Genomic DNA, 15,773 nt, shown 5'->3' with positions numbered 1-15,773 from the left:
TCAATGATCGGTGGGGTACTTCATGCAGCAGGTGTTCTCCCTGGCCGCGTTGACGGTACTGGAACTGTCACCGGTAGACATGATCGAGGTCGCGGCCCGGGCAGGGTACAGCCACGTAGGTTTACGCACTGAGCCGGCCACGGCGCAAGAGCATCACTTTGCGTTGTTGAACGACCCCCGCCTGCGCCAAGCCACCCTCCAGCGTTTAAAAGACACCGGCGTGAAGGTGCTGGACCTGGAGATCCTGCGGCTCAAGCCTGAAACGGACATCCGCCTGTTCGAGCCCCACCTGGCATTTGGTGCCCAATGCGGTGCCACAGAGTTGCTGGTGGCAGGCAATGACCCGGACCTGGGCCGATGTGCAGCACGGTTTGCTGCACTGTGTGAGTTGGCCACGGGCTACGGTCTCTACCCTCACTTGGAGTTCATGCCATGGACCCATGTGCAGGACCTGGCCACTGCGGTTCAGGTGGTGGCGCAAGCCGATCAGCCCAACGGCTGTATCCTTGTGGACGCTTTTCATTTCAACCGCTCAGGCTCGCAATTGTCGCAACTGGAACAGCTACCGGCAGCCTGGATGCGCTACGCTCAGCTGTGTGATATTGCTGGCCCTGCACCCACCGACATGGACCAGATACTGTACGAGGCACGCCATGAACGGTGCCTGCCCGGCGACGGTGACTGCAATTTGCTCGGCTTGTTGAAGGCGCTGCCAGAGGGTATTGCGATCAGCGTTGAAATCCCGACCCGCCGCCTGATAGAACAGGGCAAGAGTGCGCTGGAGCGCGCCACCCTGGCATTGGACGCCACCCGCCGCGTACTGGAACGCCTTTAACCGATGACCCATTCCACTTCGTCGCTCACCGGTGCTAGCCAACCGCTGAAGGGCATGTTGCTGATCGTGATCGCCACGTTGCTGTTCGCCAGTCACGACGTGCTGTCCAAGTACCTGTCTGGCATCTACCCGGTCATGCTAGTGATCTGGGTGCGTTATCTGGTGCACACGCTGCTCATGATGGGGATCTTCCTGCCGCAATCCGGGCTGCGCATACTGCGCACGCGGCGCCCCTGGCACCAGGTACTGCGAGCCCTTTGCCTGCTAGGTACCAGCCTGCTGTTCGTGTCCGGCCTGCAATACATACCCTTGGCGGAGGCCACGGCGGTCAACTTTCTTGCGCCGCTGATGGTAACGGCGTTGTCAGTGCCTTTACTGGGCGAGCGTGTGAGCGCTGGCCAGTGGACGGCTGTACTGGTGGGCTTCTGCGGCGTGATGACCATTGTGCACCCTGGGGGCGAGCTGTTTACCCCTGCCATCCTGTTCCCTTTTGGTTCGGCCTTGTGCTTCTGCTTCTATCAGATACTCACCCGCAAAGTGGCAGAGGTAGATAGCCCTACCACCAGCAACTTCTTTGCCGGTATTTTCAATACCGTACTCATGAGCACCGTGGTGCCCTTTTTCTGGCATTGGCCTACCTGGTTCGACGGGCTGTTCATGATAGCGCTGGGGGCCTGTGGGATGACTGCACACCTGTTGCTTACCCAAGCCTTTCGTTACGCACCGCCCGCGCTGCTTGCCCCCTTGGGGTATTGCCAGATCGTGTTTGCAGGCCTCTACGGGTTCCTGGTATTCGGCCACAGCCCAACCACGACCACCGTCATAGGAATTGCGGTGATCTGTGGCAGTGGCATAGCCGCTGCCTGGGTACAGCGGCGAGCGCGCCTAACCTCACCCTTGGCCACTGCACAGGTCCAGCCTTCGGTTGCCGCCAATAACGCTGACCGCCCCGCGGCAAAGCCGGCCTGAAGGCATACAGGCGTGAATCGGGCGGTAATCGAACGGAATACTAACCAGCTGGTACGCTTGCGCAGGATTGTTTTCAGGTATAAACCTACCCACAAAACCCAAAGCATTTCGGCCTAGCCAGCCGGTCAGTGGTGCGCGGTGGCCGTTGGGTCATGGGCCATTGCCCACGCGCCCTCAGGAGTAGAGCATGCACCGTTCGATCGCCACCGTTTCCCTCAGCGGCACCCTGCCGGAAAAACTCGAAGCCATTGCCGCGGCAGGCTTCGATGGGGTGGAGATCTTCGAAAATGATCTTCTCTATTACGACGGCAGCCCGCGGGAAATCCGCCAGATGTGCGCGGACCTGGGCATCGCCATCACCCTATTCCAACCCTTCCGGGATTTTGAAGGCATTCCCCGGGAGCGCATGGCCCGCAACCTGGAGCGCGCCGAGCGCAAGTTCGAGCTGATGCAGGAACTGGGCACCGACCTGGTGCTGGTGTGCAGCAACGTGGCACCGGATTCCATAGGCGAGCATCAGGTGCTGGTGGACGACATGCGTCTGCTGGCCGAACGGGCGGCGGTGCATGGCTTGCGCATCGGTTACGAAGCTCTGGCCTGGGGCCGCCACGTCAATACCTGGCAGCAGGTGTGGAATATTGTCAAAGCCGCAGACCATCCCAACCTGGGGGTGATCCTGGACAGCTTCCATACGCTCTCGCTGCGTGGAGACCCATCGGGTATTGCGCAACTGCCGGCCGACAAAATCTTCTTCGTACAAATGGCCGACGCGCCCCTGTTGGCCATGGATGTGCTGGAGTGGAGCCGTCACTTCCGCAACTTCCCAGGGCAGGGTGATTTCGACCTGCCGCGTTTCCTCGCGCCTATCCTTAAGACGGGCTACCAAGGGCCGCTCTCGCTGGAAATCTTCAACGACGATTTTCGTGCCGCGCCCCCGCGTGCCAATGCTGCCGACGGTTTGCGCTCGCTGCTGTACCTAGAGGAGAAGACGCGCGAATTGCTGGCACGTGAGGGCACTGACAAGGCGAGTACCGTGCCACTGTTTTCCACCCCGCCTGTGGCCAGCTACGACGGTGTCGAATTCCTGGAATTTGCCGTAGATGAAAGCACCGGCGCCAAGCTCAAGCATTGGCTGGGGCAACTGGGCTTTACCGTGGCCGGGCAGCACCGCTCGAAAAGTGTCACGCTGCTACGGCAGAACGATATCAACCTGATCCTGAATTCCGAACCCTATTCCTTCGCCCATAACTTCTTCGAAGCCCACGGGCCTTCGCTCTGTGCGACCGCGTTGCGGGTGCCGGACAGCGCCAAAGGCTTGCAGCGCGCCGTGGACTACAAGGCCCAGCCTTACCGGGGCCTGGTAGGGCCCAACGAGCGGGAGTTGGCAGCGGTACGCGCCCCTGACGGCAGCCTGTTGTACCTGGTAGACCCAGACGCCCAGGGCCGCACCATCTACGACACGGACTTCAACCTCAACGCCCCGGCTCAGGGGCCAGCAGGTAGGCTCAACCGCATCGACCACATGGCGATGGCGCTGCCGCCGGAGGCATTGGACACCTGGGTGCTGTTCTATAAAACCGTACTGGACTTTACGGCCGATGACGAAGTGGTATTGCCCGACCCCTACGGCCTGGTAAAAAGCCGCGCCATCCGTAGCCGCTGCAGCTCGGTACGGCTGCCGCTCAACATTTCTGAAAACCGTGGCACAGCGATTTCCCATGCGCTGTCGTCCTATCGCGGGTCGGGCGTTCACCACATTGCGTTCGACTGCGACGACATTTTTGCAACCGTGACCCAAGCCAAGGAAGCGGGCTTGCCGTTGCTGGAAATTCCACTGAATTACTACGATGACCTGGCAGCCCGTTTTGACTTCGACGACGAGTTTCTGAGCGAGCTGGCCTATTTCAACGTGCTGTATGACCGCGATGCCAATGGCGGCGAACTGTTCCACGTTTATACCGAACCCTTCGAGAACCGCTTCTTCTTCGAAGTGCTTCAGCGCCGTGGCGGTTATGCAGGTTACGGTGCGGCCAATGTGGCGGTACGCCTGGCTGCCATGGCCAAGGCCCGCAGCGGTGCCGCCCGCCAGGCCCGGTTATAAACATCAGGAAGGAAGCGGCCCTGGCCTGGAGCGGCTTCCTTCCTGATGCCTGGGGGCACATAATTACCGCTGATCCCCACAGGCCCATAGCCCATGACAACAACACAAGACGTGAGCGTGCCTGACGCACCACGACGTACCCGCAAGAACAACCCTGAAAAAACCCGCGAAAACATTCTCCAGGCGGCCATTACCGAGTTCGTGGCCCAGGGCTTGGCAGGCGCGCGCGTTGATGCCATTGCCGAGCGCACGCACACCTCCAAACGGATGATCTACTACTACTTCAGCAGCAAGGAACAACTGTACGTCGAAGTGCTGGAAAAGCTATATGGCGAGATTCGCCACACTGAAAGCAGCATGCACCTGACCGAGCTGGAGCCGTTCGAAGGCCTGAAGCGCCTGGTGGAATTCACCTTTGACCACCATGACCGCAACGTGGATTTTGTGCGCATCGTGTGTAACGAAAACATCCACCAGGGCGAGTACATCAAGCAATCCAGCGCTATTCGCAGCATGAACCAGACTGTGCTGCTCCAGCTTGAAGCCCTGTTGGCCAAAGGTGTTGCAAGCGGTGTGTTCCGTGAAGGGTTGGCCGCCATCGACGTCCATATGCTGATCAGTTCGTTCTGCTTCTACCGCGTGTCGAACAAGCACACCTTTGGCGAAATCTTCCAGGTGGACTTCGAGGACAACACGCTCAAGCAGCACCATAGGGCGATGATTGTGGATGCGCTGGTGAGGTTTGTGAGGGCATAGCCAAAGGCGGGCAAGCCGCCCGCCACACTACTTGGTTGCGTTAGCCGTTCATGCTATGGAAATGCGCGCTCATGCGCTCGGCATCGGCGTGCAGGCCGGTAAACAGCTCAAAGGCTTTTACCGCCTGGAACACCGCCATGGTGCTGCCATCCAGGGTACGGCAGCCCAGCGCACGGGCATCGCGTAGCAGTTCGGTTTCCAAGGGAAAATACACGATCTCTGCCACCCACAGGTCCGCGCGCAGCAAGCCGCGCGGTACTGGAGTGCCCGGCAGCTTGGCCATGCCCATGGGCGTGGTGTTGACCAGGCCGTCCGCTGTAGCCATATCCACGGCCAGGTCGGCACCGACCTTGGCGCGTTCGCCTGGGAAGCTCGCGTTCAGGTTGTCCACCAAGATATGCGCGCTCTTGGGGTTCACATCGAACACGGTCAGCTGCTTCACGCCTTCCATCAGTAGGGCATGGGCCACGGCCGAGCCCGCGCCGCCTGCGCCCATCTGGATCACGTGTTCGCGCGCCGCCTGCGAAAGGCCGCGCCTGAAGCCTTCGGCAAAACCCAGGCAATCAGTGTTATGGCCCACGCGCTGGCCGTCCTTGAGCACCACGGTATTCACGGCACCAATGCCTTTGGCTTCGGGTGACAACGCATCTAGGTGCGGGATGATGGCTTGCTTGCTGGGGAAGGTGACGTTGAGCCCCGTGAAGCCCATGCGTTGGGCCGACGTCAGCAATGCCTCCAGCGCGGAGTTGTCCAGCTTGAGCGTATCGAGGTCGATGAGCCGGTACACATAACCCAACCCTTGGGCTTTACCTTCCTGTTCATGCATGGCTGGGGTGCGCGACAGTTGAATGCCCGAACCGATCAGGCCCGCGAGAATACTACCGGGAGGGGTGGCAATCATGGAGAACTCCGTTGTTATTGTTGGCTGGCGTTAAATTGTACCAGCCGGTTACCTTGGTCAATGGCTTTCCCGGCATCTGCCCTAGGCTCGCGTCAAAACTGGGCGGCAATCGGTCACTGGGCCCTGGACACCGCAGTGCCGGCGTCGGCAGGAAGCCTCCATACGTCGAAGGCGGCAACCAGGGTAAGCAGGCCTACCATCATGAACACGGCATGGAAGACATGCTCACTGGCTTCAGGCAGGCCCAGTACACCTTGGGCCACCCGTAGCAGGATTACTGCCAGGGCAATACCCAAGCCGAAAGCCAGTTGCTGGACCATGCTGAACAGGGTGTTGGCGGGTGCCATCAGAGGTGGTGGAATGTCTGCAAATGCCAGGCTCTGGTAAGCGGTAAAGCCCATGGAGCGTGCCATGCCGGACACCACCAGCACGGGTACAACCACCCACAAGGGCGTGCTCGCAGTGATCAGCGCACAGGCAAACGTTGTGATCGCCAGTACGGCGATGCTGCCCAGCAACGTCGTTCTGAAGCCTAGGCGGCGCAGGATCCGGGACGTCATTGGTTTCATGCCGATGTTGCCGGCAAACAACGCCAGCACCAGCAAGCCGGAGTGGACAGGGTCCAGACCAAATGCGAGCTGAAACATCAGCGGCAGTAGAAAGGGTGCGGTGCTGACGGTTGCCCGGTACAGGAAACCGCCGCGTACGGTGACGGCATAGGTGGGTGTTTCCAAAACGCCTAGCCGCAGCAGTGGTGCCGGTGCCACCCGCAAATGCCGCACCAACACCCACAGCATCATGGTGCTGCCTGCCAGCCAAAGGCAACTTGCAGCGGCGGTTGGCCGTTGGCCTATCTGCTCCAGGCCATACACTAACGCGCCACATCCCAGCGCACAGTACACGAACCCTACCCAGTCGAAGGGGAGGTGATCCTCCTTCAAAAGCGGTGCTTGAGGCATCAGGCGCCAGGCAAACCCCAGCGCGAGTGTGCCAAGCGGCAGGTTCAACAAAAATATCCAGTGCCAGGACGCATAAAGGGTGATGAAACCACCCAAGGGCGGCCCCAGCACTGGCGCCATCAAGCCGGGCCACGTGATGAGTGCGATCGCTCCAAGCAGGTGATGCTTTTCGGTGTTGCGCAGCACGGCCAACCGCCCCACGGGCACCATCATGGCTCCGCCTATGGCTTGCAGCACGCGCGCCAGCACGAACTGCCAGAGGGCCTGGCTGGCCGCGCACAGCACTGAGGCGGCGGTAAACACGGCCAGTGCAGCCATGAACACACGCCTGTGGCCGAAGCGTTCTGCGGCCCACCCACTGGCTGGAATGAATACGGCCAAGGTAAGCACGTAGGCCGTGATACCGATGTTTACATCCACGGCCTGCACCCCGAAGGACAAGGCCATGGCAGGAAGCGCTGTCACAATCACAGTAGCGTCAAGGTTGTCCATGAAGAACGCTGCCGCCACCAGCAACGCCAGCCACCGTGCGCGTGAAGGCGACAAGGCCAAAGCCGTTGGTGTAGTCAAATAACCTCCTGGTTAGCGTGTGCCATAACGGTCCCAGGGCGGTGTCTGTCAACCGGGCGGGGCCCTGTCCCTGCAACTGCTGAAGATGTCCAAGGCAGGTTTATAAACCTGGGTCTGCACGTTGAACAGGCCAAGCAGCGAATGAAACACAACGTCATGGCTCAAGTCGGCTTCATCGCGCTTCGCCGCCAGGCAGTCGCGAGACACGCCGGCATCCGCCAGTGTGTTCTGGCTGAACCATAGCACCATGGGCACGTGCTTCTGGGTTTCCGGCGCAATGGCATAGGGCGCTGCATGGAGGTACAGCCCATTTTCGCCCAGTGACTCGCCATGGTCTGATACGTACCACATGGACGTGTCGAAGCGGGCCTGGTTGGCTTTGAGCAGGTCCACTACGCGGGCCAGGAAGTGGTCGGTGTACACAATGGTATTGTCATACACGTTGTTGAGGGACTCGCTACTGCAACTGCCCAACTGGTTGGTATGGCAGACCGGCGCAAAGTGCTCCATCGCCGGTGGGTACCGCAGGTAGTACTCCGGGCCATGGCTGCCGTCAGAGTGAAGGAATATCACCCCATTGCCGTCCATTGAGTCGATGTCAGCTTGCAGCCCCTCAAGGAGGGACTCGTCCAGGCAGTTATGGCCATCGCAATAAGGGCCGGGCTGGTTTTTCGGAATGTCCCGATGAGGGCTACGCAGGCACGTGCCCTTGCAATCACTGTTGTTCTCAACCCACAGCACCTTCACGCCAGCGTGCTGGAAGACATCCAGCAGGCTCTCTACCGTCTTGCCCTTTTTGTCGGTGTAGTCTTTGCGCTCGAACATCGAGAACATGCACGGCACCGAGACGGCGGTCGAGGTGCCGCAGGAATGGACCTGGGTGTAGTTCAGTACATCGAGCTGGCTCAACTCAGGGTTGGTATCGCGGCCATAGCCATTGAGCGAAAAGTGATCAGCGCGGGCGGTTTCACCTACCACAAAAATCATCAGCTGCTTGCGTGGCCCTTGTGCACGTTGCACCGCATCGGTCCCTATAGGCTGAACGGTCAGGTGCTCATGCAAACCCAGCTGCTCCTTGGCCAGTTTGGCGCCGGCATAGATGAAGTTAGTGGGGTTGATGAAGTGGGTCAGTTGGTCGTGCTGTCGCAGCAGAGGGCCGTAGGTGGAGTAGAACGCGGCCACGGCGCTTACCAGCAGCAGGGCAGCCAACAGGGCGACGCCCAGCTTGTTGGCCAGCCCGCGCAACGGTGCGGCATAGCGCACAGGCCACACCCAGATCAGTACGGCAGGTAGCACACCTAGCAGCAGCAGGTAGGCCAGCATTTTTGCACTGAGCAGGTCCGCCACCTCGGCCGGGTTGGTCTCCACTACGTTCTGCATCATCACGGTGTCGATGGCAACGCCGTAGTTACCCATGAAGTAGGCCGCCGCCGCGGCACCCAGCACGGTAAGGCTCAGCACGGGCTTGAGCAGGGGACGGAACGAAAACCCGATAAACAACAGGGTGAAGGCCGACCACAGAAATATGCCAAAGGACGCTTCGAACAGCACCCGCTTGAAGCCTTGAAGCTCCACTAGTGTGGCCAGGGCATGCCAGCTGGCAACGTTGAAAGCGACGACCAGAAAGGCCGAGAACAGCATCACCATGCGGGAAGAACCGATGGCGGGGAAACGGCGTGCGACAGTCATGGATACTCTGCCTAAGCGCGTGGGCAAGCCCGGAAACGGGGTCGGCGCAGAGGGTAGAGGCGAATTCGTAAGTGCGGGGTGAGCGGCGCGTGAAGAAAATGTGAAACGCCGGGGCGCAGGCCCCGGGTTAAGGCAGGGTTCAGCGACGAACCAGCAGCACCCCAGCTTCCATATGGTGGGTGTACGGGAACTGATCGAACAGGGCGCAGCGCTCGATGCGGTGGCTGCTGTTCAGCTGTTCCAGGTTGGTTGCCAGGGTTTCAGGATTGCAGGACACGTACAGGATGTTATCGAAGCGGCGGGCCAGCTCGCAGGTGTCTGGGTCCATGCCGGCGCGGGGAGGGTCCACAAAGATAGTGCCAAACTGATAGCTGGCCAGGTCTATACCCTGTAGCCGGCGGAATTCGCGCACGCCATTGAGGGCCTGGGTCAGCTCTTCGGCGGACAAACGCACCAGCGTCACGTTGTCCACCCCATTGTCGGCCAGGTTGTGCAAGGCAGCCGCCACACTGGTTTTACTGATTTCGGTGGCCAGTACCTTGCGCACGCGTGTGGCCAGCGGCAAGGTAAAGTTGCCATTGCCACAGTACAGCTCCAGCAGGTCATCCTCGCGTGCACCAAGGGCCTCATGGGCCCAGTTGAGCATATGCCCGCACACGGTGCCATTGGGTTGAGTGAACGCGCCCTCGGGCTGACGATAACTGAACGTACGCCCGGCGACGGTCATCTGCTCGGTGACAAAGTCTTGGCCAATCACCACGCGCTGGCCCCGCGAGCGGCCGATCACATGCACGCCAAGCCTTGTCGCCAAAGCCTGCGCAGCGGCTTCCCATTGGGCGTCCAGCGGGCGGTGATAGCACAAAGTGACCAGGGCATCGCCTGCCAGGGTGGTCAGGAACTCTACCTGGAACAGCTTGTGCCCCAAGTGTTCGTCCGCGTGCCACGCTGCCTTGAGCAGCGGCATCAGCGTATTGATGCGCAGGCTGGCCACTGGAAACTGGTCGATCAGGATGGGCGTGCGGTTGTCCCCAGGCGCGAACATCGCATAGTGACGTTGGCCGCCTTCACGCCACAGGCGAAACTCCGCCCGAAGGCGGTAGTGTTGTGGTGGCGACTCGAATACCTGTGGCGCGGGCGCATCGAAAGGTGCAAGCAGCCCTTGAAGGCGATCCACCTTGGCCTGCAATTGCTCGGCGTACCCCGCCGGGTTGACGGCAGTCATGCGTTGAACCACGCCAGCTTGATTACGAACAGTACCGACAGGATGACCAGCGCCGGGTTCAGGTCCCGCAGGCGGCCGGAGGCCAGCTTTACGGCGGTCCAGGTGATAAAGCCGAAGGCAATGCCATTGGCGATGGAGTAGGTGAGGGGCATGGCCAGGGCCGTGACCACCACGGGTGCGGCTTCGGTGATGTCGTCCCAGTTGATTTCCGCCAGGCCCGAGGCCATGAGCACGGCCACGAACAGCAGGGCCGGGGCAGTGGCGTAGGCCGGTACGCTACCGGCCAGCGGTGCGAAGAACAGCGCCAGCAGGAACAGCACGCCTACCACGATGGAGGTAAGGCCTGTACGCCCGCCAGCACTTACGCCCGCTGCTGACTCGATGTAGCTGGTGGTGGTGGAGGTCCCCAGCAGGGACCCGGCCATGGCCGCAGTGCTGTCAGCGATCAGCGCACGGCCCATCTTGGGCATGTGGCCGTCCTTGCCCATGAGCCCTGCACGCTTGGCCACCCCGATCAGGGTGCCGGAGTTATCGAACAGGTCCACGAACAGGAAGGCAAAGATCACGCTCACCAGGCCGATGTTCAAGGCGCCGGCGATGTCCAGTTGCAGGAAGGTGGGGGCCAGTGAGGGTGGCATGGACACCAGGCCACCAAAGGCGCTGAAGCCGAACAGGATCGACACCACCGTCACGGCCAGGATGCCGATCAGCACGGCACCGCGTACCTTGAGGGCCTCCAGGCCGATGATCAGCACAAAGCCCAGGGCTGCCAGAATGGCGCCTGGCTGCTTGAGGTCGCCTAGGCCCACGAGGGTGGCGGGGTTGTCTACCACGATGCCGGCGTTCTGCAGGGCGATCAGGGCCAGGAACAGGCCGATGCCGGCGGCGATGGCGCTGCGCAAGGGCAGGGGGATGCTGTTCACGATCCATTCGCGGATGCGGAAGATGGACAGCAGGAAGAAGCACACGGCCGAGATGAACACGGCGCCCAGTGCCACTTGCCAGGAGTGGCCCATGTGCAGCACCACGGTGTAGGTGAAGAAGGCGTTCAGGCCCATGCCGGGGGCCAGTGCGATGGGGTAGTTGGCGATCAGGCCCATGATGGCCGAGCCGATGGCAGCGGCCAGGCAGGTGGCCACGAATACGGCGCCTTTGTCCATGCCGGTGGCGCCCAGGATACTGGGGTTCACGAACAGGATATAGGCCATGGCCAGGAAGGTGGTGACCCCCGCCAGGATTTCCGTGCGCACGTTGGTGTTGTGTGCGCTTAATTGAAACAGCCTTTCCAGCATGCCCGCTCCCCTGCGGCGCTCCATAGGCGCCATAAATGATGACCTATCAGCAAAGCACAGCTTTGGCGTAGGCCCCAAAAAAGCCGCGCATCATACCAGCGCAGGCCCCCGTGGTGAACGCACATTGACGCCTGCCGTACCCCCTTTGGCTGATTGCGATCAGCGGTCGCGCTTGCAATGGCGTGTAAGGCGCCTAGGCTAGGGCATGATCTGAGGCTACAGCAGGCACTGATGGGCTGTTAAGCTGTCCTCTGCGGGAGGTTTCAAGTGTTCCAGTCTCTCTTATGAAGGTTTTTCACATGACGGCTGCTGTAGTCTCTGAGCCCTTTCTCGATCTGTCCGCCAACCTGCTCTATCCTGGGGCTGAAGGTGAAATAGGCAATGGCGCGCTGCCGTCGGCCACTGCCGGCGTGGTGCCGTGCCAGCTCAGGTTTGCAGGGGGCGCAAGGGCCAGCGGCGCGTTGCTGGCTGTGGAAGAAAACGGTTGGCTGTTGCTGGTTCATAGCCACTTGACCAGCCAGGGCCGGGAAATTCCTGCCAGGGCTTGGGCGCTAGAGCAGCCTGACAACGGCGAGGCAGGCTGTTTCCGGGTGCGCTCCATGGTTCCTGCCGGGCCAGTGTCGGTCAGCTAACGGTTAGGCAAGTCGTCAGGCGGCGTTATGCCACGCCATCGGGCTGAACGAACCGCTACACGGGAAAGTCGTAACACGAGTGACGCAGGCGCCCAGACTTGCGCAGATGACCGTGAGGCTTTCCCCATGAGTGCTCTCTCCCACCGCACTGGCCTGGAGTGCTACGCCAGCCATTCGATCCAGTTCGAGCTCAATGGCCAACGGCAAGCGCTTGATGTGCTGCCTTGGACAACGCTGCTAGACCTGCTACGTGAACAACTGGACCTGGTCGGCAGCAAGAAAGGCTGCGACCATGGCCAATGCGGCGCCTGCACGGTGCTGGTCAATGGCAAGCGAGTCAATGCCTGCCTTACCCTGGCGGTAATGTGCGATGGGGCCAGCCTGACCACCGTTGAGGGCTTGGCCACTGGCGACAGCTTGCACCCGCTTCAAACAGCCTTTATCAAACACGATGCCTTCCAGTGCGGCTACTGTACGCCTGGCCAACTGTGCTCGGCGGCAGGTTTGCTCAAAGAAGGGCGGGCCAGCTCGGCAGATGACATCCGTGAGCAAATGAGCGGCAACCTGTGCCGCTGTGGCGCTTACGGCAACATCCTTGCTGCAATCGAAGAGGTGGTGCAGGCACCTGGGGAGGGCGCAGCATGACGCCTTTCAACTATGCACGGGCCACCAATGTCGACGAAGCCCTGGCGCTTTATCAGCCAGGCAGTCGCTTCATTGCCGGTGGTACCAACCTGCTGGACCTGATGAAAGAGAATGTGGTTCGGCCCGAACGGTTGATCGACATCACTCGGTTGCCGCTGCATGAGGTCACCACCCAGGCCGACGACCGTGTACGCATCGGTGCACTGGTCAGCAACGCAGACTTGGCCTATGAGCCTGTGATTCAGAACCGCTATCCGCTACTTAGCCAGGCCATCCTGGCAGGGGCCTCCCCCCAGCTGCGCAACATGGCCACAACCGGTGGCAACCTGCTCCAGCGCACACGGTGCTATTACTTTTATGACACCGGTGTGCCCTGCAACAAGCGTGAGCCTGGTAGTGGTTGCCCGGCCCGTACAGGCCTGAACCGTATTCATGCGATTTTTGGTGCTAGTGAGCAGTGTGTAGCGACACACCCCTCTGACATGTGCGTAGCCCTGGCGGCCCTCAATGCCAAGGTCGAGGTAAAAGGCAGGGCAGGCGCCCGCGTAATCGATTTTGCCGATTTCCACCGCTTGCCAGGTGACCGGCCTGAGCGTGACAACCAGTTGGCAGACGATGAGTTGATTGTGGCCATTGACCTGCCGGCTGAAGATTTTTCAACCCATAGCCATTACCTCAAGGTGCGGGACCGTGCCTCTTATGCCTTTGCACTGGTGTCCGTTGCCGTTGCGCTGAAAATGGACGGTGATGTTATTCGCGAGGCCAGGGTGGCGCTGGGCGGTGTGGCTCACAAGCCATGGCGCAATGCAGAGGTGGAAGCCACCCTGGTGGGGCAGACTGCCGGCCACGAAGCCTTCACAGCAGCAGCGCAGGCCTTGGTGAAGGACGCGCAGCCCTTGGATGGAAACGCCTTCAAGGTCAAGCTGGTTCAGCGGGCCATTGTTCGCGCCTTGGATGAAGCGGTAAGCGGAGGAGCACGGTCATGACGGTAGTCGGTAAACCAATGGACCGTGTAGACGGCCTGCTGAAGGTCACTGGCAAGGCACGCTACGCGGGTGAATACCCTGAGCAGGGGTTGCTGTATGGCAGTGTGGTGTCCAGCACCATCGCCGCTGGGCGTGTGGTAAAGATTGATAGCAGCGCTGCCTTGGCGCTGCCAGGTGTAGTGGACGTAATCGACCACAGCAATCGCCCCCCGATGGCCGGTGATGACGAAGACTATTCAGACGACGATGCGGCTGATGGCAAGCCCTTCCGCCCGCTGTATAACGACCGGGTACTTTACAACGGCCAGCCCTTGGCGCTGGTGGTGGCCGAGAACCTAGAGCTGGCACGGCATGCGGCCTCGCTGGTGCGTATCAAATATGTAACCCATGACTGGTGCTCGGACATGAAGGCCGAATGGGACAAGGCCGCGCCAGCACCGGCGGAACTGCCTGAGCCCCGTGGCGATTTTGACGGTGTCTACAACGCCGCTGCCTACCAAGTGGATTCGACCTACGAAACGCCCATCGAACACCACAACCCTATGGAGCCTCACGCCAGTACCGTGATCTATAAGGCCGACGGTAGTCTGGAAGTGCACGACAAAACCCAGGGCACTCAGAACTGCCAAAGCTACCTGTGCCAAACGCTAGGGCTGGAAAAAGACAAGGTGCGGGTTTTGGCGGCGTTTGTAGGCGGGGCATTCGGGTCTGGCCTGCGCCCGCAATACCAACTGCCACTGGCGGCCATGGCAGCGCTGAAGCTTCGCCGTTCTGTGCGAGTCACCCTTACGCGGCAACAGATGTTCACGTTTGGCTACCGCCCCCGCACCGTTCAACGTGTGCAGTTGGCCAGCGATGCTGGCGGCAAGCTTCTAGCGGTGGCCCACCATGCTACCGGGCAAACGTCCCGCTTCGAGAAGTTTACCGAGCACGTGGTGGAGTGGAGCGGCATGCTCTATCACTGCGAGAACGTGAAGCTCAGCTATGACCTGGTTCCAGTGGACCTGTACACGCCTTTGGACATGCGTGCACCGGGCGCGGCCTTGGGGCTCATCGGCCTGGAATGCGCCATGGATGAACTGGCCGAGCGTGTGAGTATGGACCCGGTCACGTTCCGCGAACTCAACTTTGCAGACAGCAACCTGAACGAAGGTAAGCCTTACTCCAGCAAGGCGCTGATTGCCTGCTACAACGAAGGGCGGGAACGGTTCGGCTGGGATCGCCGTCAAGCTCAGCCTCGCAGCCTGCGCAAGGGTAACAAGTTGGTAGGCTTGGGCATGGCTGGCGGCGTCTGGGAGGCGATGCAAATGCCCGCCAGCGCCAAGGCCAGCCTGGGTAAGGATGGAATGCTCACCGTCAGTACAGCCACCACCGATATCGGCACCGGCACCTACACCGTGCTGACCCAGATCGCCGCCCAGACGGCTGGTCTGCCGCCCGAGCGTGTGAAGATCAAGCTGGGCGATTCCTCGTTGCCGACTGCGCCATTGCAAGGCGGTTCGTTCACCATCTCTTCCGTGGGTACCGCCGTACAGCAAGCCTGCGAAGCCTTGCGCAAGCAGTTGCTGACGGCCGCCGCCAGCATCGATCCGGACTTCGCCACGCTGACGTTGGGTCAGGTGCAGTTCACGGACAGTGCGCTGGTATGGGGAGATAAGCAGCTGACTTTCGTCGACCTGGTTCACGCCAGTGGGCAGGATGCAGTAGAGGTTCAGGTCGATGCCGAGCCCGACAAGAAGCGCGAGGCGTATTCTACCGCTACCCATTCGGCAGTCTTTGCAGAAGTGGAAGTGGATGAAGACTTGGGCACCGTTCACGTCATGCGCGTGGTCAGCGCGGTGGCGGCGGGTAATGTGGTGAACCCCAAGACGGCACGCAGCCAGATTCTGGGAGGCGTGGTATGGGGTATCGGCATGGCGTTGCACGAAGAAACGCTGACCGACCATGCGTTGGGCCGCCACATGAACCACAACCTGGCGGAGTACCATATTCCTGTTCAGGCCGATATCGGCCCCATCGACGTGGTTTTCGTGGATGAGCAGGACACCATCGTCAATGCGCTTGGGTCCAAGGGCGTCGGCGAAATTGGCCTCGTAGGCGTTGCAGCGGCCGTGGCCAACGCGGTATATAACGCGACGGGCAAGCGTGTTCGGGACTTCCCTATCACGCTGGATAAATTGCTGGACGGGCCTGAACAGGGTTGACCCTTAAGCTCT

13 protein-coding genes are annotated in these 15,773 nt (G+C 60.7%); 8 read left to right on the top strand and 5 right to left on the bottom strand.

Features of this window, described 5'->3' with window-relative positions; genetic code table 11:
• Positions 1 to 22: 22 nt before the first annotated feature.
• The 4 genes from ACSAMW_RS11650 to ACSAMW_RS11635 all read left to right on the top strand — a co-directional run bounded on the left by ACSAMW_RS11650 (position 23) and on the right by ACSAMW_RS11635 (position 4,661).
• Positions 23 to 835 (top strand): sugar phosphate isomerase/epimerase family protein, encoded by an 813-nt coding sequence (locus tag ACSAMW_RS11650; protein WP_500590470.1) that lies wholly within the window; start codon positions 23 to 25, stop codon positions 833 to 835.
• Positions 836 to 838: 3 nt separating this feature from the next.
• Positions 839 to 1,804 (top strand): DMT family transporter, encoded by a 966-nt coding sequence (locus ACSAMW_RS11645; protein WP_500590469.1) that lies wholly within the window; start codon positions 839 to 841, stop codon positions 1,802 to 1,804.
• A gap of 187 nt (positions 1,805 to 1,991) precedes the next feature.
• Positions 1,992 to 3,905 carry a 3-dehydroshikimate dehydratase QuiC gene (gene quiC, locus ACSAMW_RS11640; protein ID WP_500590468.1) on the top strand — a complete coding sequence of 638 codons (1,914 nt, stop codon included), beginning with the start codon at positions 1,992 to 1,994 and terminating at the stop codon, positions 3,903 to 3,905.
• Between the two features lie 93 nt (positions 3,906 to 3,998).
• Complete coding sequence (locus ACSAMW_RS11635; RefSeq protein ID WP_500590467.1) at positions 3,999 to 4,661, top strand: TetR/AcrR family transcriptional regulator; 663 nt, start codon at positions 3,999 to 4,001, stop codon at positions 4,659 to 4,661.
• A gap of 40 nt (positions 4,662 to 4,701) precedes the next feature.
• Here ACSAMW_RS11635 and ACSAMW_RS11630 read toward each other — a convergent pair whose 3' ends face one another.
• The 5 genes from ACSAMW_RS11630 to ACSAMW_RS11610 all read right to left on the bottom strand — a co-directional run bounded on the left by ACSAMW_RS11630 (position 4,702) and on the right by ACSAMW_RS11610 (position 11,294).
• A complete protein-coding gene (locus ACSAMW_RS11630; RefSeq protein WP_500590466.1) occupies positions 4,702 to 5,562 on the bottom strand; it encodes a shikimate dehydrogenase in 861 nt (286 codons plus the stop codon).
• 113 nt (positions 5,563 to 5,675) lie between these two features.
• Positions 5,676 to 7,091, bottom strand: coding sequence for an MFS transporter (locus ACSAMW_RS11625; RefSeq protein WP_500590465.1), 1,416 nt, complete (start codon positions 7,089 to 7,091; stop codon positions 5,676 to 5,678).
• Positions 7,092 to 7,139: 48 nt separating this feature from the next.
• Positions 7,140 to 8,780, bottom strand: coding sequence for a phosphoethanolamine transferase (locus ACSAMW_RS11620; RefSeq protein ID WP_500590464.1), 1,641 nt, complete (start codon positions 8,778 to 8,780; stop codon positions 7,140 to 7,142).
• Positions 8,781 to 8,919: 139 nt separating this feature from the next.
• Positions 8,920 to 10,002, bottom strand: a complete 1,083-nt coding sequence (trmA, locus tag ACSAMW_RS11615) for a tRNA (uridine(54)-C5)-methyltransferase TrmA (RefSeq protein ID WP_500590463.1) — start codon at positions 10,000 to 10,002, stop codon at positions 8,920 to 8,922.
• Positions 9,999 to 11,294 (bottom strand): NCS2 family permease, encoded by a 1,296-nt coding sequence (locus tag ACSAMW_RS11610; RefSeq protein ID WP_500590462.1) that lies wholly within the window; start codon positions 11,292 to 11,294, stop codon positions 9,999 to 10,001. Before ACSAMW_RS11610 ends, trmA begins: the two co-directional genes overlap by 4 nt.
• Before the next feature lie 299 nt (positions 11,295 to 11,593).
• On the opposite strand from ACSAMW_RS11610, the gene ACSAMW_RS11605 reads away from it, so the two are divergent.
• The 4 genes from ACSAMW_RS11605 (at position 11,594) to ACSAMW_RS11590 (ending at position 15,761) form a co-directional block, all read left to right on the top strand.
• Complete coding sequence (locus tag ACSAMW_RS11605) at positions 11,594 to 11,926, top strand: hypothetical protein (protein ID WP_500590461.1); 333 nt, start codon at positions 11,594 to 11,596, stop codon at positions 11,924 to 11,926.
• A 126-nt stretch (positions 11,927 to 12,052) separates the two neighbouring features.
• Entirely contained in the window at positions 12,053 to 12,571 is a 519-nt protein-coding gene (locus ACSAMW_RS11600) for a (2Fe-2S)-binding protein (RefSeq protein WP_500590460.1), read from the top strand.
• Entirely contained in the window at positions 12,568 to 13,557 is a 990-nt protein-coding gene (locus tag ACSAMW_RS11595; RefSeq protein WP_500590459.1) for an FAD binding domain-containing protein, read from the top strand. The genes ACSAMW_RS11600 and ACSAMW_RS11595 overlap by 4 nt, the downstream gene beginning before the upstream one ends.
• A complete protein-coding gene (locus ACSAMW_RS11590; protein ID WP_500590458.1) occupies positions 13,554 to 15,761 on the top strand; it encodes a xanthine dehydrogenase family protein molybdopterin-binding subunit in 2,208 nt (735 codons plus the stop codon). The genes ACSAMW_RS11595 and ACSAMW_RS11590 overlap by 4 nt, the downstream gene beginning before the upstream one ends.
• Positions 15,762 to 15,773: the final 12 nt, after the last annotated feature.

Source organism: Pseudomonas sp. AB39(2026) (assembly GCF_059831485.1).
Note: the sequence above shows the minus strand (reverse complement) of the source record. Positions and strands in the feature narration are given on the sequence as shown.

What these genes read in the sequence shown, in the direction of transcription:
- ACSAMW_RS11650 (WP_500590470.1), top strand. Translation starts at nt 23, where the DNA reads ATGCAGCAGGTGTTCTCCCTGGCCGCGTTGACGGTACTGGAACTGTCA.
- ACSAMW_RS11645 (WP_500590469.1), top strand. Translation starts at nt 839, where the DNA reads ATGACCCATTCCACTTCGTCGCTCACCGGTGCTAGCCAACCGCTGAAG.
- quiC (WP_500590468.1), top strand. Translation starts at nt 1,992, where the DNA reads ATGCACCGTTCGATCGCCACCGTTTCCCTCAGCGGCACCCTGCCGGAA.
- ACSAMW_RS11635 (WP_500590467.1), top strand. Translation starts at nt 3,999, where the DNA reads ATGACAACAACACAAGACGTGAGCGTGCCTGACGCACCACGACGTACC.
- ACSAMW_RS11630 (WP_500590466.1), bottom strand. Translation starts at nt 5,562, where the DNA reads ATGATTGCCACCCCTCCCGGTAGTATTCTCGCGGGCCTGATCGGTTCG.
- ACSAMW_RS11620 (WP_500590464.1), bottom strand. Translation starts at nt 8,780, where the DNA reads ATGACTGTCGCACGCCGTTTCCCCGCCATCGGTTCTTCCCGCATGGTG.
- trmA (WP_500590463.1), bottom strand. Translation starts at nt 10,002, where the DNA reads ATGACTGCCGTCAACCCGGCGGGGTACGCCGAGCAATTGCAGGCCAAG.
- ACSAMW_RS11610 (WP_500590462.1), bottom strand. Translation starts at nt 11,294, where the DNA reads ATGCTGGAAAGGCTGTTTCAATTAAGCGCACACAACACCAACGTGCGC.
- ACSAMW_RS11605 (WP_500590461.1), top strand. Translation starts at nt 11,594, where the DNA reads ATGACGGCTGCTGTAGTCTCTGAGCCCTTTCTCGATCTGTCCGCCAAC.
- ACSAMW_RS11600 (WP_500590460.1), top strand. Translation starts at nt 12,053, where the DNA reads ATGAGTGCTCTCTCCCACCGCACTGGCCTGGAGTGCTACGCCAGCCAT.
- ACSAMW_RS11595 (WP_500590459.1), top strand. Translation starts at nt 12,568, where the DNA reads ATGACGCCTTTCAACTATGCACGGGCCACCAATGTCGACGAAGCCCTG.
- ACSAMW_RS11590 (WP_500590458.1), top strand. Translation starts at nt 13,554, where the DNA reads ATGACGGTAGTCGGTAAACCAATGGACCGTGTAGACGGCCTGCTGAAG.